This is a genomic window from Vibrio sp. Scap24 (genome assembly GCF_013394185.1).
GTDB classification, from domain to species: domain Bacteria; phylum Pseudomonadota; class Gammaproteobacteria; order Enterobacterales; family Vibrionaceae; genus Vibrio; species Vibrio pomeroyi.
Genome location: NZ_CP041333.1, coordinates 51,380 through 78,200 on the forward strand (window position 1 = coordinate 51,380; position 26,821 = coordinate 78,200).

A 26,821-nucleotide genomic window follows, 5' to 3' on the forward strand; every position below is an offset into this window, starting at 1 on the left:
TAAGAACGAGTTAGGTATCGAAGAGAGCTAAAGTGCGTTACCTAAGCTATACGGTGACGCTGTATTTATAGTGGTTCTAATGTTGCTACAAGTAACTCTGTACGATGTCGTTGAGCTGCCCATCGTCTTTCATCTGGTCTAGACGTTGGTTAATGAAGGTTTGAAGTTTAGGATCCATCTCAGGGTCAAACGCCAAATGGATAGGGTAGTTATTTATGACAGAACCAAACTCTTGCATCTGGTAGTCATCAATACTTAGCTTCTGCTCGTTTAGGTTGTATTTGATTCGTGATTCCATTTCCACGAACACAGTATCACCAGGTGCTCGGTTCAGGACACGAAACGCAGCGGTGTAATCTTTAACTCGAATCTCGTTGAGCTTGCCTTGTTGGATGTATGGCTCTAGGTTCGGATATTCAAACCCCACCAGTAATACCACTGCTTTTCCGTCTAGATCGTCGATTGTATTGAACTCAAACGGCTTTTTACCGCTGCTGAGTAACACGTGTTTTACATTGTAAATCGGATCTTCAGACAGGTTAACAGATTGGATATTTCCCCAACTTGGGCTGCCGTAGGTTACCCAGTTTGGGTTCTCTCTAGCATCGAGCTTGTCGATCATTCGGTTAAAAGGGTAGGTGTGGTAGTTGATCTCATATTGGCTGTCATCGAATACCGCTTCAACAATATCCGATACCATTCCTCTGTGAGATGACCCGTCAGTTTCGATCTGAAAAGGTTGCGCTTGGCTCGCAATAATGTAGTAGTGAATAGGTTCGCTTGCAAAAGCATAACTGCTTGAAAACAAACTGACTATGGATGCAACGATAAGATGTTTTTTCATAACCTTCCCTAGTTATTTGATGAATGACTACTATTATACTAGTTGAGTAATTGTAGTTTGCTAGGATAACAATAATGGTAATTTGTGTATGGTGAAAAAAGGAAAACGCTATATTGGACTCTCCCGACAGTTAATCGGGGTAATCATCGCAATCAGTACCTTATTCACAGTCATAGTGACAGGTCTGGGATTATATGTGGAGTACCAAAGTCGAGTTTCTTTTATCAGTTCTCAGATCGAACAGGTTAAAGCTGGCTACCTCTCTGGTTTAACGGCGAGCTTATGGGTGGAAGACCGAACCCAACTGTTTGTGCAAGCTGAAGGCATCTCTCGTTTACCCTCTGTTAGTTATCTTCTAATAGAAAGCCCTGATGAAAAAATTCTAGAACTCGGCCGACCAACCACAGGCCAGTCTTACTCTCAGTCTTGGGAGATGGTGCACCAGATGGGCGGCAAAGACTTCCCATTAGCGACGCTCACGGTGCAATCTGATTTAAGTATGATCCTCAATGACTTCGAAGAACGGGTTCTGTTATTACTCGCCTTCGAAGCGGTCAAAGTTTTCTTACTTTCTCTGGTGTGTCTAACGATAGTGTATCGTCTGGTCGTGAAACGCTTGATGGCCATGTCCTCTCAGATCAATCAACAACAAGTTGAAGACAACAAGCCGCGCTTCTTAACCCCAACCGATTCGACTTACAAAGATGAGATCTCGACGCTAGAGAGCAGTTACAACCAGTCGATTGAACGCATTCGTCAACAATATCAAGAACTGGAAAAAGCTAAAGATATCGCCGAGGTGGCTAACCGTAACAAGAGTGAATTTCTGGCTAACATGAGCCACGAGATCCGTACCCCAATGAATGGGATTATCGGCTTGTCATCTCTGCTCTCTGAAATGGATATGCCGAAAGAGCAAAAAGAGTATGTCAACATGCTCAACACCTCCTCACTTACGCTGCTCGATTTAATTAACGACATCCTCGATTACTCGAAGATTGAAGCTGGTCGCTTAGAGCTTCAGCAAGAACCGATGAAAATGATGGGCATTGCAGCGGATGTTGAATCGACTTTCCGAGTTAAAGCTGAACAGAAAGGGCTGAGATTCCAGCTCGCGATTGATCCTAAGATCCCAACCATGGTGATCGGCGATGGTACTCAGCTCAGACAGGTGTTGAACAACCTAGTCGGCAACGCCATCAAATTTACTGAGCATGGCCATGTCACGTTATCGCTTCATTTAGAACAAGTGATTGAGCCGGAGCAAAAGCTGAGGGTTCGATTTGAGGTGACAGACAGCGGTATCGGCATTGCCGAAGACAAACAGCAATCGGTATTCGATAAGTTCCAACAAGCCGATGGCAGTACCACACGTATTTATGGCGGCACAGGGCTTGGCCTAACGATATGCGATAAGATCGTGACCTTGATGGGCAGCAAGCTTGAACTGACCAGTGTCGAAGGTAAGGGTAGTACATTCTATTTCGTTGCCGACTTTGACCCGTGTTTAGAAGCGGACGAGAGCAATATCGACTTTAATAAGGTTTCGGTATTGCTGGTGGATGATAGCCAGTTGAACATGCGTATAACGTCCACACAGCTGCAATCCTTCGGCGTTAAGTCAGAGTGCTGCGAAACGGCAAACCAAGCGCTAGAGTTGGTTTCAGAGTCCGTGGCTAAGTCGTCGCCTTACGATTTAGTGTTGATTGATAAAGTGATGCCGTCGGTTGATGGCTTCCAACTGGCGAGAAGCTTGGTCGAGCGCTTTGGTAGCGAATGTCCTAAGTTAGTGATGATCTCCGCCGACCCAAGAAAGCAAGATGAAGTTCGCGCGAAACAAGTCGGCTTTGTCGCTTATATCGCTCGCCCTTATCAGGACAACCAACTTAAGTGGACCATCAGTGAGGTGCTTGCGAGAGCCGCTGATACTTCAACCTTCACCTATCCAAATCGAGGCGAGGTGGCGTTTAAAGACAATGAACCAGCACCAATAACCAAACCTGCGACAGTTGCTAAGCCAGCACAGCCTGAGAAAACGGCTTTAAAAGAAGAATCAAAGCCTGCGGCGGTCACGGCCTCTTTTAGTGGCAAGGTCTTAGTTGTGGAAGATTCGAGAGTGAATCAACAAGTGGCCAAGATGATGCTTAAGAAGCTAGGCTTTGAGGTTGATATCGCAGACAACGGGGAAATCGGTGTCGAGAAGTTTAAAGCCAATGACTACGTGATGATCTTTATGGACTGTCAGATGCCTGTGCTTGATGGCTTTGAAGCAACTAAGCAGATCCGAGTGCTGGAAGAGGGCTCTTCACAACATATTCCTATCGTCGCACTCACGGCCAACGTTGTGCAGAGAGACAAGCATCTATGTTTTGATGTGGGTATGGATGAGTTTTTACCAAAGCCCGTTAATCAAGGGAAGCTGAGAGAGATCGTTGAGAGTTTTTTAGCGAAAGAAACCGACTCAACGAGCGAAGAGAGTGAGCAAAAAATTGTCTAGCTTCATGTGAGCTCTAATGCTTTCACCTCCTATTAAGACCTAAAGTATCATCGTGCTTTAGGTCTTTTTTATGTGTCGTTAGAAGGGATTGGCTCCGTCACTTAAAAAACAGTTAAGAACCGTGAACATTGATCGCTAACTCACTTTATTAAACTCATGCTCAAGCTTCATTTCTTTGTCATACAGTTTTACTTCGGCTTTGCTAATGTAAAGTGACGATCCATCAAGGATTCACCCACACCCCATCCATCACCTGTTGTACCTCTGCTATTTGCTTTTATTGAAACCTAATCAATTGAAAGGGCTATAAACATGAGTAAAGTAATCGCAACTCACTCTGAGTTAGACAAAGCAACGCAACTATTCGACGACTTCTTAGCGGGCATGCCGGAAATCTCAATCAATACCGCTCACACCGATGCACCAAGCAGCATGAACATCAATGACAATGAAGAAGTGCAGGCTTATCTCAAATACTCATTCTCGCAATATCTCGACTCAATATCTCAGCCAGATACCGACCTCGAACCTGAATTGAAGCCCCATACTCAAGTGTTGCTCACATTGGATGAAAGTGGCTACCCCGTCACTGCAGTGAGTGATGGAGACGGTGAATTAGAAATTCTGATTTGGGACAACGACTACGATGGCATTGTTGACCATGTCTTGCCGAAACCAGACGGCAGTTGCGGTATTTTGACCAACCAATACACCACCAAAGATTTGGTGGCAATTGAGTGGGCGAGCGCCATTATGGACGTGAACCTAAATAGCTTTGAGTTTGAGCGCACGACTATCTCTCTGCTCTCTGAAAACGAAATTAAAATCGAACAAATAGGCGCGACACCCAAGACTGAGATCATCCATGCATCGTCTGAGAACGCGATTAATATGCTTCATGCAATTGAGCAAGAGTTTAGGTACATCCATGGCCACGCCTAAGTAGCATCTACGATTGGGTTTCCGCCCGAGAATGAACACATGGAAAATTTATGTGGTCGATTACATCTAAGTGAAAAGCTAAAGGAAGCGCTAAAGGTGGTCTACTTGGGTAGACCACCTTGTTGTTTGTGTATGTTTGAGCTTCGTCTCGATCTATTTAAGCTTAATCTCTGTCGATCGCAAACGGGGACCACGCTTGTCGAGTCGGCATCACCTCGACTCGGTTGATATTGATGTGCTCTGGCAAGGTCGCAATATGAAACATCTGCTCGGCGATATCCTCTGCTGAAAGTGGCGTCGTACCTTGGTAAAGGTTGTCTGAAGCCATCTGATTACCTTTGGTTCGAACTAGCGTGAACTCTGTTTCTGCAATGCCAGGAGACAAGTCAGTTACACGTACTCCGGTGCCTTGTAGGTCACAGCGTAGGTTGTAACTAAACTGCTTTACGAACGCTTTGCTCGCGCCATATACATGACTGCCTGGGTAAGGCCATTGCCCAGCAATAGAACCAACATTGATGATAGAGCTCCCAGCGCCTTGTTTAATTAACGTCGGCAGCAGAGCATGAGTAACATTGACTAAGCCAGTGACATTGGTGTCGATCATGGTGTGCCAGTCTTTTAAGTCCACATCAGGTGCGCCTTCTGGCGCTAAGGCTAGGCCTGCATTATTAACCAATGCGGTAATCGATGAAAATTCAGCGGGCAGTGAATCAATGGCGTGTTTTACGGCGTCTGCGTCTCGAACGTCGAGTTGAATCACATGCACAGGCACCGTTAATTCTTCCTTTAGGTCGAGTAACCTTTCGATACGACGACCAGACAACACTAATGACCAGTTATCTTCTGCAAAACGCTTTGCTGCCGCTTTGCCGAAGCCAGAGGTCGCCCCTGTAATGAACGCTATCTTATCCATAAGTAAATCCTTCTAATTTGAAATTAACATAAGTAGTGCCATGCCGATCAAAATCGGCGCGGTCGTTGTTTTGGCTGACAAGTTTGGTACTGATAGATACAGCTTTTGTCCGAGTAGATTGCCAATCAAAGCTGCCGGTAAGAGCCATAAACCTGTGATGAATGACGCTTGATTAAATGCGCCAATCCACATGAAGCCGATCAGTGAGATCGCGGAACTTAGTAGAAAAAACACAATTGCAGTGGCTCTTTGTTCACTGGTTTCAATGGTCAGGTTCATCAAATACGTCACTAACGGAGGCCCTCCCGAAGAAGCGGTAGTCATGCTGAATCCAGAAATTGCCCCCGCCCAAAATGCGTGTCGCTGGTGTAACCATGTGAGGCGAAAGTCGCAAATGATTAATGTGCCAGCGACTAAAGACATCATCGCGATAAAGGCCTTTAAGCCTGATTCAGATATCGTGCTAATGAAGTACAGCGAGAAGGGCACCGCAACCAACATGCCAATACACAACGGTGTAATAAGTTGAATGTTGATGGTGGACTTACTTCGTTTGAGCAGAGGAAAAGTACTTAAAAAATCCAACAGGATTGCAATGGTCACGGCTTGCAGAGGTGGAACAATAAAGCTGAGGGATAGCGCTGCAATAATCGCAAATCCAAACCCTGAATAGCCTCGTACTACCCCTGCAAACAGAATCAATGTTATCGCCAAGCCCATTTCCACTCTTACTCACCTCTTTGTTGTTGCGTGCTTGTCTACTGTTGTAGCTGCTGTTCTTTATTCGCATTTGATGAGATTTGTCTCGTCTGCCTTTCAATCTATTCACCCCTAAGAATTTTGAATAGAGCCAGTTCGACGATTGGATTGGGTCAGGTTGTCGGTTGGAAGGAGTGTGGGGTCGAGCCAATTTCACTGGCCCACGGTTTTGTTGAAACTGACACTATGCGGTCTGCCCTGTTTGGGATGAAGATTATTCCATCCGATAGCGCAGCCTTTTCAATTTGGTGTTTCGCGTCTTCCATTGTTGAAGGCGTGCTGGGCACAAGGAGCTGTGAATCTAGTGTTGTTAATGGAGACGATGAAATGGAAGTATCAACAGAACAGTTAGTGAACCAAGATATTATCGACCTCGACAAGAGCGTATTTCATTCTTGGTCAGTTCAGGAAGCGGCAGAACCTATCGCTATTGCGGGTGGACAAGGCTGCAAAATGTGGGACTACGAAGGTAAGGAATACCTCGATTTTAGTAGCCAGCTCGTCAACACCAATATTGGCCATCAGCACCCACAGGTGATCAAAGCCATTAAAGATCAAGCGGATTCCTTGGTGACTGTTGCACCTGCGACTGCCAACCTCACTCGTGGTTTGGCGGCGAAACGCATTTTGTCGAAAGCGCCAAGCACATTTAAGAAGGTGTTCTTTACCAACGCAGGAGCAGACGCCAACGAAAATGCGATTCGCATGGCGAGACAATTTACAGGGCGCGATAAGGTGTTATCGGCTTACCGTTCTTATCATGGCAATACCGGAACAGCGATAGCGGCGACGGGCGATTTTCGTCGTATTCCAAACGAGTATAGCCGTGGGCACGTTCACTTCTTCAATCCATTTCTCTATCGAAGCGAGTTTAATGCGGCGACTGAGGCAGAAGAGAGTGAGCGTGCCCTGCAGCATTTAGAGCGAGTGATTGAATGCGAAGGGCCAACAGCGATTGCGGCGATTATCTTAGAGACGATTCCTGGAACAGCAGGCTTTCTCATTCCGCCTAAAGACTACCTTGTTGGTGTGCGTGAGCTTGCGACCAAGTACGGCATTCAATTGATCTTCGATGAAGTCATGATGGGTTTTGGCCGAACGGGCAAGTGGTTTGCGTTTGAGCACTTCAATGTTGTACCGGATCTGATCACTTTCGCGAAAGGGGTCAACTCGGGTTACGTTCCGGCTGGTGGCGTGGTAGTCAGTGAACCGATCGTTGAGTACTTTAAGTCGAACTTCTTTATGGGAGGCCTAACGTATTCTGGTCATCCTTTGGCGATGGCTTCTATCGTTGCAACGCTCGATGTGATGGAGCAAGAGGGCATTGTCACACATGCCGATAATGTCGGTAACAGCGTTCTCGGGCCACTTTTACTGAGTCTCCAAGAGTTGCACCCGATGATTGGTGATGTGCGCGGGAAAGGAATGTTTTGGGCGGTCGAGCTGGTGGAAGATCGTGAAAGTAAGACTCCATTGAGCAATGAAAAAATGGGCAAATTGAAAGCGGAATTAACCAAGAGAGGTTTGTTAACCTTCATTGTGAATAACCGTATTCACGTCGCTCCGCCTTTGGTTATTCAACCGAGTGAAATTAAGAAAGGCGTCAAGATCATTGATGAAGTTTTGCTTGAACTCGCTTCTTAATTCTTAAATAAGATAGCTAACACAGAAACACAGGCACTTTGGTAAAGGATTCCCCGTCCTTTTCAAAGTGCTTATTTTTACTGAGTGCTTAGCTTTTGAGTGTCTAGCTTCCAATTGATTAGGTATAGACGAAAAAGAGCATCGATTGATGCTCTTTTTTACGTCTTTGTCTTGAATAACAACGTCTACACAACCCTTTGTGATGCTAGCTCTTCATTACCTCTGATAGCTCTTTAATACCGGGTGCGATCAAGTCTTTATCGATCGCGTGAAAACCTAATCTGAAATAAGAATTGGGATCAAATTCAGATGAAGTGTCATTGCTCAACTTGGTTTCGGGATCGGTCATGAAGTGAGAATACCCTGTCTCAATCAAAATCCCTTTTTGTGCGGCTCGTGACGCTAAGCGTTGGCTATTGATGTGACTCGGCGTTTGTAGCCACAAAGAGTTGGCTTGCTCACTCTGAGCCAGTCGCTTGCAGTCTGGTAGGTACTTCAAGACCGCATCATTGATCAGTTTCCAACGTTGGCGCGTGTTTTCTCTAAAACGTCTCACAAAGCTGTCGTAGTAGCCTTGTTCAATAAAGTGAGCCACTTCCATTTGAACGCGGCTTGGTGCGTGTCGATACATCAACCTACGCAGTATTCTAAGGTCGTAGATTAGCTCTTCAGGTGCCACTATGTAGCCTAATCTCAAGCCGGGTGCTAATAGCTTAGAGAAGCTGCTGACGTAGATGACACGTCCTTCCTTATCACTGGCTTTCAGCGCAGGTTTAGGGTTCCACTCCACGTTGCACTCGGCGTCATAGTCATCTTCGATAATCACTGCATCATTGGCTTTGGCCATCTCAAGTAACTGAGCTCGACGTTCGTCACTCATGGTCACGCCAGTGGGCGCTTGGTGGCTAGGTGTGACATAGAAGTGGTCACACAGTGAAGAGTGCTCATTGAACCTCAATCCTTGTTCATCCACTTGATGTGGATGTAACTGCGCACCTGAGAGGTTAAAGATGTGGTTCGCTTCTTTGTAACCGGGGTTCTCGACACCGACTCGGCTCTGGTGATTCATTAACAAGGTCGAGAGCAGGTAAAGCGCGTTCTGCGAGCCTAGGGTTATTAAAATCTCATCACTTTGAGCATGAATACCGCGCTGTGGAAGCACTCTCGTGCGTATTTGTTCCACCAGCATATCGACATCTTTATCGACCTTGTCGCAAAGCCAGCGGTGATCATGTGGGTCTGAGGTGACCTTTCTTGTCGCTTCTCGCCATTGAGCTAATGGAAAGTCATTGATAGAGGGTTGACCAAAAATAAATGGGTATTGGTAACAACTCCAATGCGAGGGTTTGACGATGCGTGGGTATTGGCCCAATTGCAGCTTAACGCGTTTGCTCCAATCCGGTGCATTGTCGCTGTCGGTTGATTCAAAATGATCCAAACTCGCGTCGATAGTATCACTCGGATTTTGATACTTTTCTGAAAGGTAATAGCCACTGCGAGGCTTACTGATGAGGTAGCCATCGTCGAGCAAACTGTCGTACACCAAGGAGACAGTATTGCGTGAAACACCCAATTGGCTAGAGAGCTTACGACAAGACGGAAGCGCTTGTTCTGCCGGGAAAATACCATTCAATATCGCCGTCACCAAATAGCTACGTACTTGTTCTTGCAGGCTTCTTTTGGAATCAAACTCGATGAAACAATTGTGATTTATCGCCATGAGATACAGTCCTTATTCTCAGTGAACCTCAGTCCAATTGGTATAAAAGAGCAAGAAATGCGCCAGAGTTCATATTGATGTTCTAGGGACAGTTTTTTGCCCTCTCTTAAACCCGCAAGTTACTTTGTCCCAAACCAGAAAATCGCTCTGTCCCAACCTGAAAATTAAATTGGCTCTACGTCTTCGATGCATTCCGTTCATAAAGTAAAGGCAGGTAAATAATCTCGATAAGGAAAGCGTATGAAACAGGGAATGACGATGAAGGCATGGGTTTCAACAGCGGCAGCAACAGTTGTACTGGGTTGTTTTGGAGTCGCACAAGCATCGGAGCTTGCTGCCATCGAAAAGCAAGGCTTCATGAAAGTGGCGACAGAAGATAACTACTCTCCATTCAACTATATCGACCGCGGTAAGCCGGCGGGGATTAACAAAGATTTGCTTGATGAGTTACGTGAATATTCGAAGTTCGATATCGAGCAAGAGATCTTACCTTGGACTGGATTACTCGCTTCGGTATCTGCCGGTCAATATGATGTAGCGTTAACTGGCGCGATCATTACCGATGCTCGCTTGAAGGCCTTTGACTTCACACCACCGATTGCTTCAGCGCAGCATTATTTCTTAACCAGAGCTGATGCGGAAGACATTAATACGGTAGCGGATTTAGATGGTAAAACCGTGGGCTTACAAGCGGGCAGTGCTTTGCTAGAGCGACTTCCAGAGCTAGAAGTGATGCTCGAAGCACAAGGCAAGTCTTTGGGCAAAGTCGTTCAGTACCAATCTTATCCAGAAGCGTATTCCGACTTGGCAATCGGCCGAATAGACTACGTGATCAACAGCGTCGTTTCCGTTAACGAGGTGGTGAAATCCAAGTCGAAAGTATTCAAAAAAGGCGAGGCGGTTTCTGGTCCTGGTTTCGTGAGCTGGCCTGTTCCTAAAGAGAACCCTGAGCTGTTGGCTTACCTAACGGAGTTTTTCCTGCACCTAGAGCAAACAGGAAAAATGGCGGAGTTGCAGAAGAAGTGGTTCGGTGAGTCATTCGACCAACTGCCTTCAGAGGCCATCACTTCCGTAGAGCAGTACCACAAGCTAACAGCAGTCCAATAGATGGATAAGCATGCGCTGACACAAACAGTTAAAGGCTGTTTGTGTCCATGCCAATGGGTTCAAAGCGGTTTAACCCATGAATCATTTGCGCAAAACCTATCGAAAGAAGTCGCTTATCAAAGAGGTCGTTTATGGATTATTACGCTTGGGAACAGTTGCTACAGGGCGCGTGGGCTACGGCATGGATATCAGCAGTCTCGATTGTATTAGGTGTCGTCATCGGGTTAGTCATTGCCTTGATTCGAATGATGAAAATCCCGTTTGTAGATCAAATGCTGGGTATCTATGTCAGCTGGGCACGAGCAACACCCTTGGTGACACTGGCTCTGTTTATCTTTCTTTCGTTCCCGTCATTTGGCATCAATTTAGACAAACACGTTTCTGCCATTTTAGCGCTCACACTCAACACATCGGCATTCAATGCGGAAATTTGGCGCAATGCCTTTCTTAACTTTTCAAAAGGGCAAATGGAAGCGGCCGAAGCGATTGGCATGCGACGCCTGACTTACTTCCGCCGAATCATGTTCCCACAGATGGTGATCATGAGCTTACCTGCGCTCGTCAATGAGATGTCGTTCTTAATCAAAGGCAGCCCAGCGATTGCAGTGATCGGTATCGTAGATCTAACCCGTGTCACCAACCGAATTGCAGCGGTTACCTATGAGCCTCTCGGGCCAATCTTATGTGCGGGTGCCATCTACATGTTGATTATTGGCGTGTTGGTGAAGTTGCAAGCTGTGGCTGAAAACCGAGCCACTTATTTGCAGCAATAAGTGCATACAGCTGTTATCAGCAGCCACAGTTTGGCCGTCATAACTACTTGGTCAGCAACACCATTTACCTGCTTGTGAAGCGTCATTGAGTGGGTAAATTTAAGGAGTAAATATGGAAGAATGGAATATTATCTGGCAACAAAAAGAGCTGTTTTCTTCTGGTTTTGTGACCACGTTTTATCTTTTTGTTTCGTCTTCAATCTTGAGTTTCGTCATCGGTATTGGTTTGTTGTACTGTCTCGAAAACTCGAGACTCGGTGTTAAGTACACCATCAACAGTTTGATAGGCATGATGCGCACCTTACCGTTTCTGATCTTAGCCTACCTGCTCTATTACGGTTTGCCTCAGGTTGGCATTCGACTAGATGCAGTGACAGCGGGAATCATCGCGCTCAGCCTCTATCATGGTACGTATTTCTGTGAGATTTTCCGCGGTGTACGCAAAGGGTTAGAGCCTGGTTACATCGAAGCAGCGCACGCTTATGGCTTTTCTAAGTTGAAAACCTTCACCCGAGTCATCACACCCAACGTGTTATTTAAGTCGGTTCCTCTGATCACTAACCAACTTATCATCTGCTTAAAAGACACCGCGTTTCTTAGCATCATTACCGTCGCAGAAATTACCGCGGCCGCCAACAGTATTCAATCGACCTACTTCATCCCATTGAATGCCTTCATCATTGCTATCGCGCTCTACTGGGCGGTGAGTATTGCACTTGAAACCATTACCAAACGAATCCAAACCAAAGTTGAACTTAGAGGGCTTAGCCATGCTTAAACAATCAGAGATTATTGAAACAGAAGCACCGATTACCCCCTCTTTGGGAGTGAATTTGGAAGTGATTGAGTGCGAGCCACTGTTGGAAGAACGCGAGACGATCATCAACATTGAAAACTTGTCGAAACAGTTTGATGGCATCGAAGTGCTACGAGACATCAACCTCACTATCAACAAAGGCGATGTGGTCAGTATTCTCGGTTCGTCTGGGTCGGGTAAATCGACACTATTGCGCTGCATGAACTGGTTAGAACAACCAGAACGCGGCACGATCTTCATGGGCGATGAGCGTATTGGTATCAACTCTGAAACGGGTAAACCGCTCAAATACAAAGAGTTGGCGAAACTTCGAGAGCGTCTTGGGATGGTCTTTCAAAGCTTCAATTTATGGCCGCATCTCACCGTTTTACAAAACGTCATGGAAGCGCTGGTACACGTGAAGAAAATAGCGAAATCAGACGCTGAAGAGATGGCTCGCAAGCAACTCGATAAGGTTGGAATGTCGCATAAGCTAGAGAGCTACCCAAGTATGTTATCGGGTGGACAAAAACAACGTGTCGCGATTGCCAGAGCACTCGCGATGGAGCCAGATGTATTGTTGTTTGATGAGCCAACTTCGGCGCTCGACCCTGAATTGGTCGAAGAGGTACTACTGGTGATGAAGAAGCTATCGCAAGAGGGCTACACCATGGTGGTAGTGACTCATGAGATGGAATTCGCGCGTCAGGTGTCGGATCTAGTGGTATTCCTTGAGAAGGGCATCTTGATTGAGAAGTCCAACCCTGAGAAGTTCTTCACTAACCCTGACTCACCTAGGGTAAGGCAGTTCCTCAAGCTTGATTCGTGAACTAGATGATTCACATCACCTTAATGTTTGATCGCTAAATCCAAAACTCCGACCTAATCAGTCGGAGTTTTTGTATGTGTGGGGTTCTTCTCTCAAGCAGGTACAGCACTACCCAATACTATCAATATGGATCACCACAGAATCCGGTCGCCAGTATTCCAGTTCGCAGTCCATTAACTCACCATCTTGTTTGTAGTTCACTCGGCAGATCTTAAGAACAGGTTGTCCTTCAGCCAAATTTAACGCCTTAGCGACATGCGCAGGGGCTGAAGTGGGAATCACATCAAAGCGTGAACGTTTGGTTTCGTAGCCGTATTTTTCTCGATAGATGCCCGTAAGCGACATGGTGAGGTTTTCCGACAATATTTTTTCAAACAGGGGCGCTTTCAATACGTTTTCAACGAACAGTACCGCTCGGCCATCAATAAATCGTAATCGCTCAATCACGTGTATCGGGGTGATCTGTTCTATCTCTAATGCTTTAGCGTAATCGCCTGCCGCCATCTCTGTGCGGGCGCTCAACAGCCTTGTTTCTGCTATGCGATCTTGTTCGCGAATCATCTGATGAAAGTGAGAACGTGACAATGGGTTGTAGCGAATACGCTCGGGCGACACATACCAACCTCGGCGCTCTTCTCGGTATATCAGCCCTTCGGTTTCTAACGACACCAACGCATCTTTGAGCGTGATTCGTGTGGTGGAAAACAGCTCACTGAGCTCTCGTTCTGATGGCAGCTTTTGTCCCTCGGTAAAGATGCCTGATTGAAGCTGTTCTCTAATACTTGCCTTAATTCTGCCTAGTTGTGTCCCTGATTGCCCTGTTGCCAATGTTCTCATTACTGATCTAGTCCATAAGTTCGTGTGCTCAATAAGGTAAACCACGGAGTTAACAGGAATGTGACAGTAAACAACGACTTGCTGTCATATGGGTGAAATATAACTGCCATGTAAATGCATCTGAACTGTCAAATAAGTTGCGCGAAAGCGTCATATTCTGGCGATAGCATACAAAACGAACTTACTGACCTAGTCCAGAGGGATAGAGACAATGAAAACTTTGCTTAGCCGTTCAACCGTATCGCCAGCCAAACTGATTGGTTCACCTGCAAAATTAATCGGCGCAACGCTAATAACGGCAACACTTTCAATGCCAGCGATGGCGAAGGATGCTGATCTTGAGTCACTGATTGAAGCCGCTCAAAAAGAGGGTGCGGTTTACAGTGTGGGCATGCCAGACAGTTGGGCAAACTGGAAAGGCACATGGGCTGATCTGAAAGCGAACTACGGTTTGAAGCATCAGGATACAGACATGAGCTCGGCACAAGAGATCTCGAAATTTGAAGCAGAGAAAAGAAACGCAACTGCAGATATCGGTGACGTTGGTTTCGCCTTTGCACGTGTCGCAGTGCAGAAAGACGTAACGCAACCATACAAGCCAACGACTTGGAATGACATTCCAGACTGGGCGAAAGACAAAGATGGTCACTGGGCTCTGGCTTATACGGGCACTATTTCGTTCATTTCAAACAACAACCTTGTTGAAGATGCACCAAAATCTTGGGGTGACCTACTAGAAGGTGACTACAAAGTTACTGTTGGTGACGTAGGCGTAGCAGCGCAAGCAAACAACGCGATTCTAGCGGCTGCATTTGCTAACGGCGGTGACGAATCAAACCTAAAACCAGCGATTAAATTCTTTGGTGAACTAGCGAAGCAAGGCCGTCTGTCTTACACAGATCCAAGCATCGCGAACCTTGAAAAAGGTGAAGTAGAAGTGGCGATCATGTGGGACTTCAACGCATTGAACTACCGCGACAAGATCGACCGTGAGCGCTTTACGGTAAGCATTCCACAAGATGGCTCAGTGATCTCTGGTTACACTACCATCATCAACAAATACGCGAAAAACCCGAACGCGGCGAAATTGGCTCGTGAATACATCTTCAGCGACCAAGGCCAAATCAACCTAGCCGAAGGTTACGCACGTCCAATCCGTAGCAGCGTTACGCTACCTCAATCAGTGCAAGACAAGCTGATCTCGAACGAGCAATACAGCAACGTTCACCCAGTAACTGACTTCTCAGCATGGGAAAAATCAGCACGTCGCCTGCCACGCCAATGGCAAGAAAGCGTATTGATTCACCAACAATAATCCCGCTTAACACGCCACCTGTAACGGTGGCTTATAGAAACAAGCAATAGAGAATAGACCATGAGCAATAAGGTTATCCTTGTTGTTCTAGATGGACTGAATTATCAGGTAGCCCGTGATTGCATGGGCTACCTGAACGGTCTTCTAGAACTTAAAGATCTTCATGAAAAACAGGGCGACTCGTACAATAAACAGAGCACTTCGCTGAGCACGCAGAAAAACAAGCTGCGCGCCACACTTTACCCAATGCAGTGTGAACTGCCGTCTATGTCACGCCCTTTGTATGAATGCATTTTAACGGGAGTTCGCCCTGTCGAGAGTGGCATTGTTAACAACCAAATCGTGCGTTTGTCTAATCACGAGTCGATCTTTAGCTTGGCTAAATCGCAGGGCAAAGTGACGGCTGCAGCGGCCTATCATTGGGTGAGCGAGTTGTATAACCGAGCGCCGTTTGACGCTGTGCGTGATCGTTTTACCAACGATGAAACCATGAACATTCAACACGGCTGTTTCTACCATTGGGACCACTACCCAGATGAAGCCTTGTTCTTGGATGCTGAGCACTTGCGTGTCACCCATCAGCCGGATTTCTTACTGATTCACCCGATGAACATTGACGATATTGGACACAAGCATGGGTTGGATTCTCGCCAGTACCGCAACAGTGCACGTGGCGCGGATATCTACCTGTCGAACTACCTTGAGAAGTGGGTAGATGATGGTTATCAAGTGATCATTACCAGTGACCATGGCATGAACAATGACTTGTCTCACGGTGGCATTTTGCCTGAAGAGCGCGAAGTACCTTTCTTTGTGATTGGCGATAAGTTCACACACCAAGAATGTTCAGTGAAACAGACGGATATTTGCGGCAGCGTGTGTCAGCTACTCAACCTTGAACACGATAAATCTTACACTCAGGAATTGTTGGCCCTATGAGCAGTTCTGTAATCACGCAGAGCGATGGCTCTGCGCTTAAACCTCAAACCAAATCTTGGTTCAAACGCTTCAAGCCCGCTTTGTGGCTTGCGCCTTTCGCACTGTTTTTCTATCTATTCCAACTGGCACCTATGGTTTGGGTGCTGATCAATAGCTTCTTTTACGACGATGAGCTTTCCCTAGAAAACTATTCTGAAATATTCGATTCTGCTTTCATGATGCAGGCCTTTGGCAACAGTTTATGGTTGTCGATTTGGTCGAGCATTGTTGGCTTGGCGATTGCGACTCTGCTCGTTTCTTCATTGCGCCGCGTTGATTCTAAAATCCGCGATGCGGTGATTGCCTTCACCAACATGAGCAGCAACTTCTCTGGCGTGCCTCTGTCGTTCGCTTTCATCATCATCTTGGGCACCAATGGGGCGATTACCTTATTGCTCAAGCAGTATGGATTGCTGGGTGATTTCGACCTTTACGGTAAGTGGGGCCTGCTGGCGATTTATATCTACTTCCAGATCCCATTGGCGGTGTTGTTGCTGTATCCAGCGTTCGATGCCTTGAGTGACGACTGGCAAGCTGCCTCAGCACTGCTTGGTGCGAAAACATGGCAATACTGGACCAAAATTGCGCTGCCTGTGTTATCTCCTGCCTTGTTTGGCACCTTCATCATCTTGATTGCCAATGCGATTGGCGCCTATGCGAGCGTGTATGCGTTGACCTCGGGTAACTACAACGTGATTACAATTCGAATCGCGAGCCTGGTATCGGGCGACTTGTTCCTAGAACCTAATCTAGCTGCCGCAATCTCAGTGATTTTGATGGCTATGCTGGCCTTTATCACCGTGATTAACCAATGGCTGATCAGCAAAAGCTACGCAGGGAAGAGAAAGTAATGAACACTGTAAAGACTCACTTTCATAAAACCGTGGTCTATTCGATTGTTGGCATCATGATGATCCCGATCTTGGCGACCTTCATCTACTCGATCTCTTCGCGTTGGGGCGCGACGATCTTGCCTGACGGTTTTACTCTGGATTGGTACATCAACCTGCTGACGGATCCTCGCTTCTTACAAGCCTTTGGCCGTTCACTGTTTATCTGTGTGGCGGCGCTGTCATTGAGTGTGGTGTTGGTTCTGCCTGCGATTTTCGTGGTGTTTTACTATTTCCCGAAACTCGACAAGGTGATGAATATCCTCATCTTATTGCCGTTCGCTGTGCCGCCAGTAGTGTCGTCTGTTGGCTTGCTTCAGCTGTATGCTGATAGCGAAATCTCCTTGATAGGCACACCATGGATTCTGATTGGTACCTACTTCACCATCGCGTTGCCATTCATGTATCGCGCGATTGCCAACAGTTTTGAAGCAATCAACCTGCACGACTTGATGGACGCAGCGCACCTGCTCGGCGCAAGCACGACCAAAGCGTTTTTATTGATTATTCTACCAAACCTTAAGAAAGGCTTAATGGCGTCGCTGTTCTTATCGTTCTCGTTCCTATTGGGCGAGTTCGTGTTCGCCAACATCTTGGTGGGTACACGTTACGAAACACTACAGATTTACCTATACAACATGCGTCAAACCAGTGGGCACTTCACGTCAGCCCTTGTGATGACGTACTTCCTGTTTATTTTCTTACTGACTTGGTTGGCAAGTCGTTTCAGCCAGGGAACAAAATAATGAGCTATGTAAATGCGAAAAACCTCACCAAGCGCTTTGGTGACAACACAGTATTTGAAGACATTGAATTCGCAATCGAGAAGGGTGAATTCATCACGCTGCTTGGCCCAAGTGGCTGTGGTAAATCAACGCTACTGCGCAGCTTGGCTGGCTTAAATCCGGTCGATGGTGGCGAAATCTGGGTGAATGGTGAGGAGATTACTCACCAAGTGCCGCAAGAACGTGGCATCGGCATGGTGTTTCAATCTTATGCGCTGTTCCCTAACATGACGGTCGAGGGCAACATTGCGTTTGGCCTTAAGATGAAAAAGCTGGCCGCTGACGAGATTAAGCGTGAAGTGGCGAAAGTGATTGGGCTGGTGGATTTAACGGGCAAAGAGAAGTTCTATCCGCATCAGTTATCGGGCGGTCAGCGTCAACGTGTGGCTTTGGCAAGAGCCTTGGTGGTGAAGCCGCGTATTTTATTGCTTGATGAACCACTTTCAGCGCTGGATGCGAAGATCCGTAAACATCTGCGTCAGCAGATCAGAGATATTCAAAAAGAGATGAACCTGACCACGATCTTCGTGACTCACGATCAGGAAGAAGCGATGATCATGTCTGACCGTATCTTCTTGATGAATAAAGGCGAGATCGTCCAAGCTGGTACACCTGAAGAGATCTACACTCAACCTGCCAATGAGTTCGTCGCGGGTTTCATGGGACACTACAACTTGGTGCAATCGAACAAGGCTAAGCAGCTGTTTAATATTGAAACCGAGTGGAAGGTGGCGATTCGTCCTGAATCTATCTACGTTAAAGAGCAAGGCCGACAATATGGCGAACATATCTCTGCGCCGAAAACGGGCACCATTCGTAACCACCAGCTGTTGGGCAACGTGATTCGCTACCAAGTGGACGTTGATGAGTGTGAATTAACGGTCGACTTACTTAACCGTTCTTCTGAGCGACTGTTGGCAAACGGCAGCCAACTTGAACTCCTGTTTAACCTTAACGAAATTCAACCTGTGAGAGCCTAAGATGTTCAAACCTTTGTATGTATTTGATATGGACGAAACGCTGATCAATGCCGATGCCGCGATGCTCTGGAATGAGTTCTTGGTTGAAAAGGGCATTGCCACTGCGCCTAACTTTATTGAAGAAGATCAGCGCTTAATGGGCCTGTATTCAGAAGGTAAGCTGAACATGGAAGATTACCTCACGTTCGCCATGCAGCCACTCGCGAATATGCCAACAGAGCAAGTCACTGCCTTGGTTGAAGAGTGTGTCGAACAGCATATTCTGCCTAAGCAGTTCAAGCAGTCGAAACCTTTGATTGAGCAGCTAGAGAATGATGACATCGACATGTTGATCATCTCTGCCAGCGTGACTTTCTTAGTGGAAGCGGTCGGCCGCAAGATTGGTATCGAGAATGCACTCGGTATCGATTTAGTCGAAAACCAAGGCCGTTTCACGTCTCAAATCTCAGGTGTGCCAAGCTACCGAGAAGGTAAAGTAACGCGTTTGAAAGAGTGGTTAGACAATCAAGAAACCAACTACTCAGATATTCACTTTTATACTGATTCAATCAACGACTTACCTTTGTGTGAACACGCTGATTTTGCTTACTTGGTGAATCCATGCCCGCGTTTGAAAGCACTTGCCGATCAACCTAACTGGTCGATTCTCAGTTGGGATTAACACGAATCTTATATTCGAATTAGCTTCGTTCTAGAGCTTATCAAGCCGCTGACTACAGCGGCTTTTTTGATTCGTATTATTCTATTTCAAGTTTGTAACCTATCCCGTAAATGGATTTAATGTAGTCACATTTTTCATTTATCGAGACCATTTTTTTGCGTAAGTTTTTAATATGGCTATCGATAGTGCGATCACTGACCACTCTTCTATCGTCGTAGATTTTATCAATCAATTGATCGCGACTATAAATGCGGCCAACATTTTGATAAAGAAGGTGCAAAAGCCGAAACTCAGCTGGCGTTAAACTTAGCTTAATACCACATAGGACGGCGGTCATACTCAATTCATCAATATCAATGGCGTTCGTTGCTGACGTGGCTTGGGGCTTGTTGGAACGGCGCAAAATATTTTTCACCCTCACGACCACTTCTCTCGGGCTGTACGGCTTACATATATAATCATCTGCACCTAATTCAAGCCCAACGAGTCGATCAATCTCTTCTACTTTGGCTGTCGCCATAACTACTGGGATGTCACTGAACGTTCTCAGCTCTCGATAAATATCCAACCCGTCTCGATTGGGTAGCATTAGGTCGAGAATAATGAGTTTAGGCGATGCTTGTTTTACCCAGTCAATGACAAGATTACCATCGATAATATGATGACTTTCAAGTCCAGAGTGCTCTAAGTACTCACACAGTACACTTGCTAATGCAGGCTCATCTTCGACGACTAAAATCACGATTTTATTTCCTTTGGCAACGCTATGATGATTCGTAGCCCACCCAATTCTGAGTGGTCGGCAGTAATGTGTCCTTGGTGCGCTTCAACGATATTTTTACAGATAGATAAGCCAAGCCCAGAACCGCCACTTGAGCGACTGCGCGATTTATCAACGCGGTAAAGCCTCTCAAACAAACGCGGGAGTGATGCATCAGGTACTCCTGGATCACTGTCTTCAACGTGGATAATAATACTATCACTAATGTCGGTAACCTCTATCGATACATGCCCATTATCGCTAGTGTATCGCGCGCTATTTTCCAATAGATTCACAAACAGTTGTGTCAGTAATCTATCATCACACGAGGTTAACAGTGGGGCTGAATGGTTATAGTGCTTTGTTAATGTGATGTTTTTTTGTTCTAAACGGATTGAGTTTTGAACGATCACCGAATCAATCAGTTTATGTATATCAACGTTGTTTTTTACATTGAGGTTAAATCCGATGTCATACAGGGAGAGTTGATGAAGATCCTCAACGAGTTGACCCAGTGTGATGATTTGTTGATGTAACGAGTCTATGTATTTTGGTTCAGGTGATCGAATACCGTCTTGTAGCGCTTCTAGTTCACTTCTAAGCACGGTGATAGGCGTTCTAAGTTCATGTGAAATATCCGATAACCACTGTTCTCTAAGTGTTTTCTGTTTTCTTAGTGTCTCGACAACACCGTTAAATATTCCGATGAGATCGGACAATTCATCATTGCCGCTTTTTTCAATGTAGAAATCGAGATCGCCATTTTCGATAGATTTGGCACCTTTCGACAAAGCACGCAATGGTTTCAAAAATCGCCTAACAAGAAACAAAGCGATAAGGAATGAAAGCAACACGGTAATCGATGCGATAGTGCTTACATGCGTCGTTTGTTGTTTGAAAAAGCTTTCAGCTAAAGGCCCTGATATTTCATCCATCTGGATGATGGAGATATACCCAATCACTTGATCATCCCGTGTTATTTCGACTAGTGCTTGATGCTGACCATCTTCAAGGTGACGTAGGTTTTCAGGAGGTCCAATTATAGCTCGCCCGTTTTGATCTAAAATGTTGAGTCGTTGCCAAATAGGTTGAAGACCTGACGCTTCCGGCTCTCGTACTGGTGGTGGCGATGGGTGTCTGTCACGAGCATGTGGTCGTGAGGGGCCACCAATGCTACTGGCGATTAAATGTGGTTCACGTTCTAGCCGCCTCCACTTTTCGGAAGGTGAGTAATATTGCTTTAAGTTATTGGCGAGTTCTTGAGCTAGGGCAATCTCATTATTATTTGTGAAATCTTGGAGCCCTCTTTGAAAACTGGAGTTAATAAAATAGGTGAGTACAAAGAGCATGGTCACGCATACCATTAGTATTGAAACAAACAGTTTAGTGAAAATTGATATGCGCACGTTCTCTCCAGAAGTTAAAGTGAATTAGGACAGTAAAATGAGTTAAGACAAAAGTGAGTTAAACCAATATTAATCCCCAATCGTGTGGGAAATGTGGACATTGATTTCTTTATTCATCTTAGGCCATGTATAAGCATCTTTTTGTTAGAAACGAATAGCGAGCTGACAGGGTGCTATGCCCTATCAGCTCGCATTGAATTATCACTATTTTTGGATAACCCTCTAACAATTATTGACGTCTTGGTGGTGGTGGCGGAACTTCCTCTTCAGATAGACCACCGCTTCCATCTGCGTCTAGTTTGTCAAAGTCATCGGCGAGTGGACCTCTGAGCTCTTCTAATTGTAATTCGCCATCACCGTTTGCATCCATTTCTTCAAAGCTTGGCATTTCTCTTGGACCTTCACGACTTTCAGCGCACGCTTGAAGCGCGAATGTCGATGTCAGTAAAAGTAATGCTGTCGTGATTTTTTTCATAATTTCATTCCTATTCGTAACCAAAGATAAGTGTATTTCTTTGACGCAAATAGGTTAGCTATCAAATTAGCAGAGAAAATGGATAAATCTAGGAGATGAAAGTTAGCGCTTAATTTTAATAGCGCATCAGATCATCAGCCCATTAAGTAAGTTTTTTAAACCTCCATTGTTTCTACATAGTTTCCACATTTTCTATTTTTATCCTAGTCCACTATTGAACTCATGAATTTAATGCCTTTGGCAATAAAGGCAGAAAGCTATCGTTGGTATTGAAATGGATTATTTTTTAGGAGCCGTAGAATGAAGGCAATGGTAAAAAAATCAGTCGTTGTCTCTTCTACGTTGTTGGTTGCTTCTTATAGTAACGCTGCGCTTTATAGGGTGGTTTTAGAGGAATCACCAGTAGAAACGGAATCTGTGTATGGGGTTGCAGTTGAACCAGAGCTTGGTACAACTGATTGCTTTAGTACCAGTTGTGGTGACACAGACTACGCGTTCGCAGGGGAAGCTCAAAATGCAGAACCAGGTTTTTCCTTTAAAGAGGAGGTCCCTTTAGGTATCGATAACACGTTCTACTATTTGGATTATGACGATATCTATAGCTACTGCACGAGCGAACTTGGCTACTCGACTTGTGAAGCTTGGAGTTCTTTGTTGTGGTATGGCGATGAGGATGCTGGTATTGGAGGCTTGAAAAATGAGCGTGATGCATATTACGAGTTGAGCTATCAGACGAATTCCACGGCTTTTTATGACTCTTACTCGTTAAGTGGGATCCCGGATGTCGGTAGTAACCCACCTGATGTGAGCAGTTATAGTTATTCCTTTGTTGATGGAACAGAGGAGAAGGTCATCACTAAAGTTGACGAGAATGGTTTTGTTCTTGGTAACACCAGCAGTGGTTACTACAGCTATAACAACCAATATATTCAGTTGTATAGGCAGCGTGGTTACTACGATACAGGCACTGAATTTACGGTTCTCCAACCTGAAGCCGATACCAGTATTACGATCAGCGATGCTGACGGCGAAGCGAATATAATTTCCCAAATGGGAAGAACGATGGCTTTTGACTCTTTCAGTTATGAAGGAGAAAGCTATGTGGTCGGAAGCGCGTCCGTTGCGACTTTTTATTACAGTGATGGATACAAAGATTATGACTCTCCGTACACATCCGACAGTGATGCAGAGGATCTAGATAATTGTATCGATGGAGATATTGAGCCTGCTTTATATCCAGAGTGTCAGAACTTTGCTTTTGCTAATCGAGCTTTTGTCTGGAATATAACCGATGCGAATGGCCCCAATGATGATGGAAACCGTTTTGCTGTATCCGATTGGGAAACCAGTTCGACCTATTACTCTTACAACGATGATGAAGCTTCAGCACAGGCGAGTGTGAGGGCTGCAACGATTTCATCTAGAGGGACATATAGCTCTTATCCTGTTTTAGTTGGTTACAATACAGAGCTAGATGATTCTGATAACTTTCTTATGCAGGCTGCTGTGTTTAGGCCAAGCAGTACGTCAAATTTCAGCGTTTCGGAAAATGCTTGGACGACTACATTTATCGCTAATGCGACGGTAGAAGTGAGTGATTCATACATTCACAGTAATTCTGTTGCAACAGATATTAATGAAAACATGATGGTTATTGGTTATGCAAAACGAGATGGTGATTATGCGTCGGATCGTGTGTCTGACAATCGTATGTTTGTCGCTGATGCGAATGACACAACGCCAACAGCCACATTCTTCGCAAGTTTAGGTGAAGACATTTTCTTTGATAGTGCAGAAGGAAAAGCAAGTGAGATCAATAATTACAATGAAATTGTTGGCTATGTTGACGCAGAAACTCACTCTGAAGTAGACGGCCATGAAAGAAGGCATCGCGGCTTCATTTTCCCTTACAACGACACTGGTAGCGATGCTGATAGACGTGCAAGATATAATGATCAAGCTTGGTGGTTAGACGACCTAACTAACGGTGGTGACTACAGTGATGCTAACAACCACTTTAGGATATTGGACGCAACCGACATTAATGACGCGGGTGTTATCTCTGGGACGGCAATACAATGTTTTGCGAGTGAAAGTAGCTCCTCTTCTATGGCTTATGATTCAACCGCGCACTTTGCTTATTGTAATGATGGAGTGGGTGATGAGAGGGTGGTGGCAGTGAAACTTATCCCGATATCTGGAGCAACAAGTGAAGACATTGCTGAAAGAAGTGATGATAGCGCTGAAGATGTTGAACGTAGTGGTGCCGGTACCGGGTTATTAGTGCTCATCAGTTTAATGTCTGTGCTTTCTATGCGTTCAAGAGTATCTCGTCTGTAACTCTTTAAATTGATGAAGTTCAAAAGTCGCCTTCTATTTCCGATAACATCGAAGGCGGCACTAAGTCGAATTTATCCCATCCCTTTCGCTTAAAAGCCTATGCATGTAACAATTCAATAACATCTCTTGCTTGCTTGTAAATCAAACCACCCTCTTTCAATCCCTTGATAGCACTCACTTTCTTGTGAATTGAGTTTGTGTGTAATAAATATTTTACAAATTGACGGGTTTTTAGCGTTATTGCCCATTTCTCTCTATCCATTCCAATCTGTCGGCTTGTGGGCCAAATTTAATTAAGGACAAAAAACAAACAATCATTTCATAAAAAACGTAACACAAGACCGATAGGTACAAGGAGAAAGTTCATGGTGGAGTCATACAACCCGCTTGGTACGGATGGATTCGAGTTTGTTGAATACACAGCTGTCGACCACAAGGGAATTGAGCAACTTAAAGCGCTGTTTGTGTCACTTGGTTTTGCTGAGATCGCTAAGCACCGTTCAAAAGAGGCTTGGCTGTATCGACAAGGTGACATCAACTTTATCGTCAATGAACAGCCACACAGCCAAGCTGAAGCATTCGCTAAAGTTCACGGCCCATCTGTGTGTGGCATGGCGTTTCGTGTAAATGATGCAACTGCGGCAATGAAGCAGGCGTTCAGCGGCGGTGGTGAAGAGTACAAAACAGAAATAGGGCCTATGGAGCTGAGCATTCCTGCCATTTATGGTATCGGTGAAAGCCTGCTCTATTTTGTGGATCGCTACGGCAAGCAGAGCATCTACGACGTTGACTTCCGATTCTATGATGACGCGCAAGAGCGCATGGCGAAAGCTGATGTTGGTCTTTACGAGATCGATCACCTCACGCACAACGTGAAACAAGGCAATATGGATCTGTGGTCTGGTTTTTATGAGCGTATCGGTAACTTCCGTGAGATTCGCTACTTCGACATTGAAGGTAAGCTGACAGGCCTTGTGAGCCGCGCCATGACCTCACCATGTGGCAAAATCCGTATCCCTATCAATGAGTCTTCAGACGACAAATCACAAATTGAAGAGTTCATCCGTGAATACAACGGTGAAGGTATCCAGCACATCGCCCTCGCTACGGATGACATCTACAAAACAGTGAAAACCCTGCGTGATCGCGGCATGGACTTTATGCCAACTCCAGACACCTATTATGAGAAAGTTGACGGTCGTGTGAAAGGCCACGGGGAAGATACCGATCTGCTGCGCGACCTACGCGTTCTGATTGATGGTGCGCCGACTAAAGACGGCATCTTGCTGCAAATTTTCACGCAGACAGTAATCGGGCCTGTGTTCTTTGAAATCATTCAGCGTAAAGGCAATGAAGGCTTTGGCGAAGGCAACTTCAAGGCGCTGTTTGAATCGATTGAAGAGGACCAGATTCGTCGAGGAGTATTAGACGATGCATAAATGGATCTCGTTTCCTCATCGGGAGGGTGTTTGCTCTAAACAAGCGCATGCCGACTTCCCCGAAGAGGCAATCTATGAGCGAGAGGCGGGCCGAAGTGGTTTCTTCGGCCCTGCCGCTCACTTCCATCACCAACATGCCCCAACAGGTTGGTCAGAGTGGGAGGGTGATTTACGCCCTCGCGCTTTTGATTTTACGCTGGTGGAAAAAGCCAGCCAGATAACCCCTTGGGCGGTGCCTCATCTTTTGCACAACGCGGACTGCAAAATTCGTGTATGGCGTATGGACGAGAAGATGGATTTCTTGGTGCGTAATTCCGATGGTGATGAGCTGCTGTTCATTCACCAAGGTAGGGCTGATCTCTATTGCGACTATGGTCATTTAGAAGTGAGTGAAGGGGATTACGTGATGATCCCGCGCTCGACCAACTGGCGCTTGGAGCCAAGCGAGCCGATGTTCATCTTGATGATTGAGAACACCGACGCGGCATACTCCTTACCAGAGAAAGGCATGGTCGGCAATCATGCGGTGTTTGATCCGGCGGTTCTTGAAATCCCGTCGATCAACGATCAATTCCGTGCTCAATATTCAGAAGATCAAACCCAAGTTCAGGTGAAACGCCACGACAAAGTCAGTGTGATCACTTATCCGTTCAATCCATTGGATGCGATTGGTTGGCATGGGGATTTGGCTGTAGTGAAAGTGAATTGGCGCGATATCAGACCGCTGATGTCACATCGCTATCACTTGCCACCGTCTGCACACACCACCTTTGTTGGCGCAGGCTTTGTGGTGTGCACTTTTGTACCACGCCCGATTGAGAGCGATCCCGGTGCATTGAAAGTGCCGTTCTACCACAACAATGACGATTATGACGAAGTGCTTTTCTATCATGCCGGGGACTTCTTCAGTCGCGATAATATTGAAGCGGGCATGGTGACTTTCCACCCTGCGGGCTTCACGCATGGGCCTCATCCAAAGGCTTTCAAGGCGGGTCAGGCACACAAGAAGAAGTTTACCGATGAAGTCGCGGTGATGATCGATACTCGTCATGCACTGCAGTTCTCTGACGAACTCGATAGCGTTGAGAACAAAGAATATGTCTACAGTTGGCAAGAGAAGTAAGGGGC

At 45.8% G+C, this 26,821-nt stretch carries 24 protein-coding genes; 16 read left to right on the plus strand and 8 right to left on the minus strand.

From position 1 onward, the window contains the following. Positions 1-85: 85 nt before the first annotated feature. Positions 86-844 carry an ABC transporter substrate-binding protein gene (locus tag FLM53_RS15830; RefSeq protein ID WP_176679071.1) on the minus strand — a complete coding sequence of 253 codons (759 nt, stop codon included), beginning with the start codon at positions 842-844 and terminating at the stop codon, positions 86-88. Positions 845-932: 88 nt separating this feature from the next. Here FLM53_RS15830 and FLM53_RS15835 point away from each other — a divergent pair, with 88 nt between their 5' ends. Both FLM53_RS15835 and FLM53_RS15840 read left to right on the plus strand, forming a co-directional pair. After that, complete coding sequence (locus tag FLM53_RS15835; RefSeq protein ID WP_176679070.1) at positions 933-3,341, plus strand: response regulator; 2,409 nt, start codon at positions 933-935, stop codon at positions 3,339-3,341. A gap of 312 nt (positions 3,342-3,653) precedes the next feature. After that, positions 3,654-4,283, plus strand: a complete 630-nt coding sequence (locus tag FLM53_RS15840) for a hypothetical protein (protein ID WP_176679069.1) — start codon at positions 3,654-3,656, stop codon at positions 4,281-4,283. A 163-nt stretch (positions 4,284-4,446) separates the two neighbouring features. On the opposite strand, the gene FLM53_RS15845 is transcribed toward FLM53_RS15840, so the two are convergent. Further along, on the minus strand, positions 4,447-5,199 hold the full coding sequence (locus FLM53_RS15845; RefSeq protein WP_176679068.1) for an SDR family NAD(P)-dependent oxidoreductase: 753 nt from the start codon (positions 5,197-5,199) through the stop codon (positions 4,447-4,449). A gap of 12 nt (positions 5,200-5,211) precedes the next feature. Continuing rightward, positions 5,212-5,907: a sulfite exporter TauE/SafE family protein gene (locus tag FLM53_RS15850; protein ID WP_176680053.1), complete on the minus strand. Its 696-nt coding sequence runs from the start codon at positions 5,905-5,907 to the stop codon at positions 5,212-5,214. Between the two features lie 378 nt (positions 5,908-6,285). On the opposite strand from FLM53_RS15850, the gene FLM53_RS15855 reads away from it, so the two are divergent. Then, positions 6,286-7,602 carry an aspartate aminotransferase family protein gene (locus FLM53_RS15855; RefSeq protein WP_176679067.1) on the plus strand — a complete coding sequence of 439 codons (1,317 nt, stop codon included), beginning with the start codon at positions 6,286-6,288 and terminating at the stop codon, positions 7,600-7,602. Between the two features lie 205 nt (positions 7,603-7,807). On the opposite strand, the gene FLM53_RS15860 is transcribed toward FLM53_RS15855, so the two are convergent. After that, positions 7,808-9,322 (minus strand): PLP-dependent aminotransferase family protein, encoded by a 1,515-nt coding sequence (locus tag FLM53_RS15860; RefSeq protein ID WP_176679066.1) that lies wholly within the window; start codon positions 9,320-9,322, stop codon positions 7,808-7,810. Positions 9,323-9,562: 240 nt separating this feature from the next. Here FLM53_RS15860 and FLM53_RS15865 point away from each other — a divergent pair, with 240 nt between their 5' ends. The 4 genes from FLM53_RS15865 (at position 9,563) to FLM53_RS15880 (ending at position 12,827) form a co-directional block, all read left to right on the plus strand. Next, positions 9,563-10,429 carry a transporter substrate-binding domain-containing protein gene (locus FLM53_RS15865; RefSeq protein WP_017061226.1) on the plus strand — a complete coding sequence of 289 codons (867 nt, stop codon included), beginning with the start codon at positions 9,563-9,565 and terminating at the stop codon, positions 10,427-10,429. A gap of 131 nt (positions 10,430-10,560) precedes the next feature. After that, complete coding sequence (locus FLM53_RS15870) at positions 10,561-11,202, plus strand: amino acid ABC transporter permease (RefSeq protein WP_176679065.1); 642 nt, start codon at positions 10,561-10,563, stop codon at positions 11,200-11,202. 112 nt (positions 11,203-11,314) lie between these two features. Then, a complete protein-coding gene (locus tag FLM53_RS15875; RefSeq protein ID WP_176679064.1) occupies positions 11,315-11,980 on the plus strand; it encodes an amino acid ABC transporter permease in 666 nt (221 codons plus the stop codon). Then, the gene (locus FLM53_RS15880; RefSeq protein ID WP_256099308.1) at positions 11,973-12,827 is read left to right on the plus strand and encodes an amino acid ABC transporter ATP-binding protein; all 855 of its coding nucleotides are present in this window, start codon (positions 11,973-11,975) and stop codon (positions 12,825-12,827) included. Before FLM53_RS15875 ends, FLM53_RS15880 begins: the two co-directional genes overlap by 8 nt. Before the next feature lie 108 nt (positions 12,828-12,935). On the opposite strand, the gene FLM53_RS15885 is transcribed toward FLM53_RS15880, so the two are convergent. Next, entirely contained in the window at positions 12,936-13,664 is a 729-nt protein-coding gene (locus FLM53_RS15885) for a UTRA domain-containing protein (RefSeq protein WP_176679063.1), read from the minus strand. A 211-nt stretch (positions 13,665-13,875) separates the two neighbouring features. Between FLM53_RS15885 and FLM53_RS15890 the strand changes: the two genes are divergently transcribed. Genes FLM53_RS15890 through FLM53_RS15915 form a run of 6 tightly spaced genes read left to right on the plus strand, consistent with a single transcriptional unit; the run spans position 13,876 to position 19,273 of the window. Continuing rightward, a complete protein-coding gene (locus FLM53_RS15890; protein ID WP_176679062.1) occupies positions 13,876-14,979 on the plus strand; it encodes an ABC transporter substrate-binding protein in 1,104 nt (367 codons plus the stop codon). Between the two features lie 60 nt (positions 14,980-15,039). Next, positions 15,040-15,918, plus strand: coding sequence for an alkaline phosphatase family protein (locus FLM53_RS15895; protein ID WP_176679061.1), 879 nt, complete (start codon positions 15,040-15,042; stop codon positions 15,916-15,918). Further along, entirely contained in the window at positions 15,915-16,808 is an 894-nt protein-coding gene (locus tag FLM53_RS15900; protein WP_099165983.1) for an ABC transporter permease subunit, read from the plus strand. Before FLM53_RS15895 ends, FLM53_RS15900 begins: the two co-directional genes overlap by 4 nt. Next, a complete protein-coding gene (locus FLM53_RS15905) occupies positions 16,808-17,593 on the plus strand; it encodes an ABC transporter permease (protein WP_102285509.1) in 786 nt (261 codons plus the stop codon). Before FLM53_RS15900 ends, FLM53_RS15905 begins: the two co-directional genes overlap by 1 nt. After that, entirely contained in the window at positions 17,593-18,612 is a 1,020-nt protein-coding gene (locus FLM53_RS15910) for an ABC transporter ATP-binding protein (RefSeq protein ID WP_176679060.1), read from the plus strand. The genes FLM53_RS15905 and FLM53_RS15910 overlap by 1 nt, the downstream gene beginning before the upstream one ends. 1 nt (position 18,613) lies before the next feature. Further along, on the plus strand, positions 18,614-19,273 hold the full coding sequence (locus FLM53_RS15915) for an HAD family phosphatase (protein ID WP_176679059.1): 660 nt from the start codon (positions 18,614-18,616) through the stop codon (positions 19,271-19,273). Between the two features lie 76 nt (positions 19,274-19,349). On the opposite strand, the gene FLM53_RS15920 is transcribed toward FLM53_RS15915, so the two are convergent. From FLM53_RS15920 to FLM53_RS15930, 3 genes are all read right to left on the minus strand, one after another. Further along, positions 19,350-20,015: a response regulator gene (locus tag FLM53_RS15920; protein WP_010432275.1), complete on the minus strand. Its 666-nt coding sequence runs from the start codon at positions 20,013-20,015 to the stop codon at positions 19,350-19,352. Then, entirely contained in the window at positions 20,012-21,382 is a 1,371-nt protein-coding gene (locus FLM53_RS15925) for an ATP-binding protein (protein ID WP_176680051.1), read from the minus strand. The genes FLM53_RS15920 and FLM53_RS15925 overlap by 4 nt, the downstream gene beginning before the upstream one ends. 286 nt (positions 21,383-21,668) lie before the next feature. Continuing rightward, positions 21,669-21,914, minus strand: a complete 246-nt coding sequence (locus tag FLM53_RS15930; protein ID WP_010432281.1) for a hypothetical protein — start codon at positions 21,912-21,914, stop codon at positions 21,669-21,671. Positions 21,915-22,214: 300 nt separating this feature from the next. Here FLM53_RS15930 and FLM53_RS15935 point away from each other — a divergent pair, with 300 nt between their 5' ends. The 3 genes from FLM53_RS15935 (at position 22,215) to FLM53_RS15945 (ending at position 26,816) form a co-directional block, all read left to right on the plus strand. Beyond that, positions 22,215-24,254 carry a DUF3466 family protein gene (locus FLM53_RS15935; RefSeq protein WP_176679058.1) on the plus strand — a complete coding sequence of 680 codons (2,040 nt, stop codon included), beginning with the start codon at positions 22,215-22,217 and terminating at the stop codon, positions 24,252-24,254. 365 nt (positions 24,255-24,619) lie between these two features. Next, complete coding sequence (gene hppD, locus FLM53_RS15940; protein ID WP_176679057.1) at positions 24,620-25,693, plus strand: 4-hydroxyphenylpyruvate dioxygenase; 1,074 nt, start codon at positions 24,620-24,622, stop codon at positions 25,691-25,693. Next, positions 25,686-26,816 carry a homogentisate 1,2-dioxygenase gene (locus FLM53_RS15945; RefSeq protein ID WP_108202338.1) on the plus strand — a complete coding sequence of 377 codons (1,131 nt, stop codon included), beginning with the start codon at positions 25,686-25,688 and terminating at the stop codon, positions 26,814-26,816. Before hppD ends, FLM53_RS15945 begins: the two co-directional genes overlap by 8 nt. Positions 26,817-26,821: the final 5 nt, after the last annotated feature.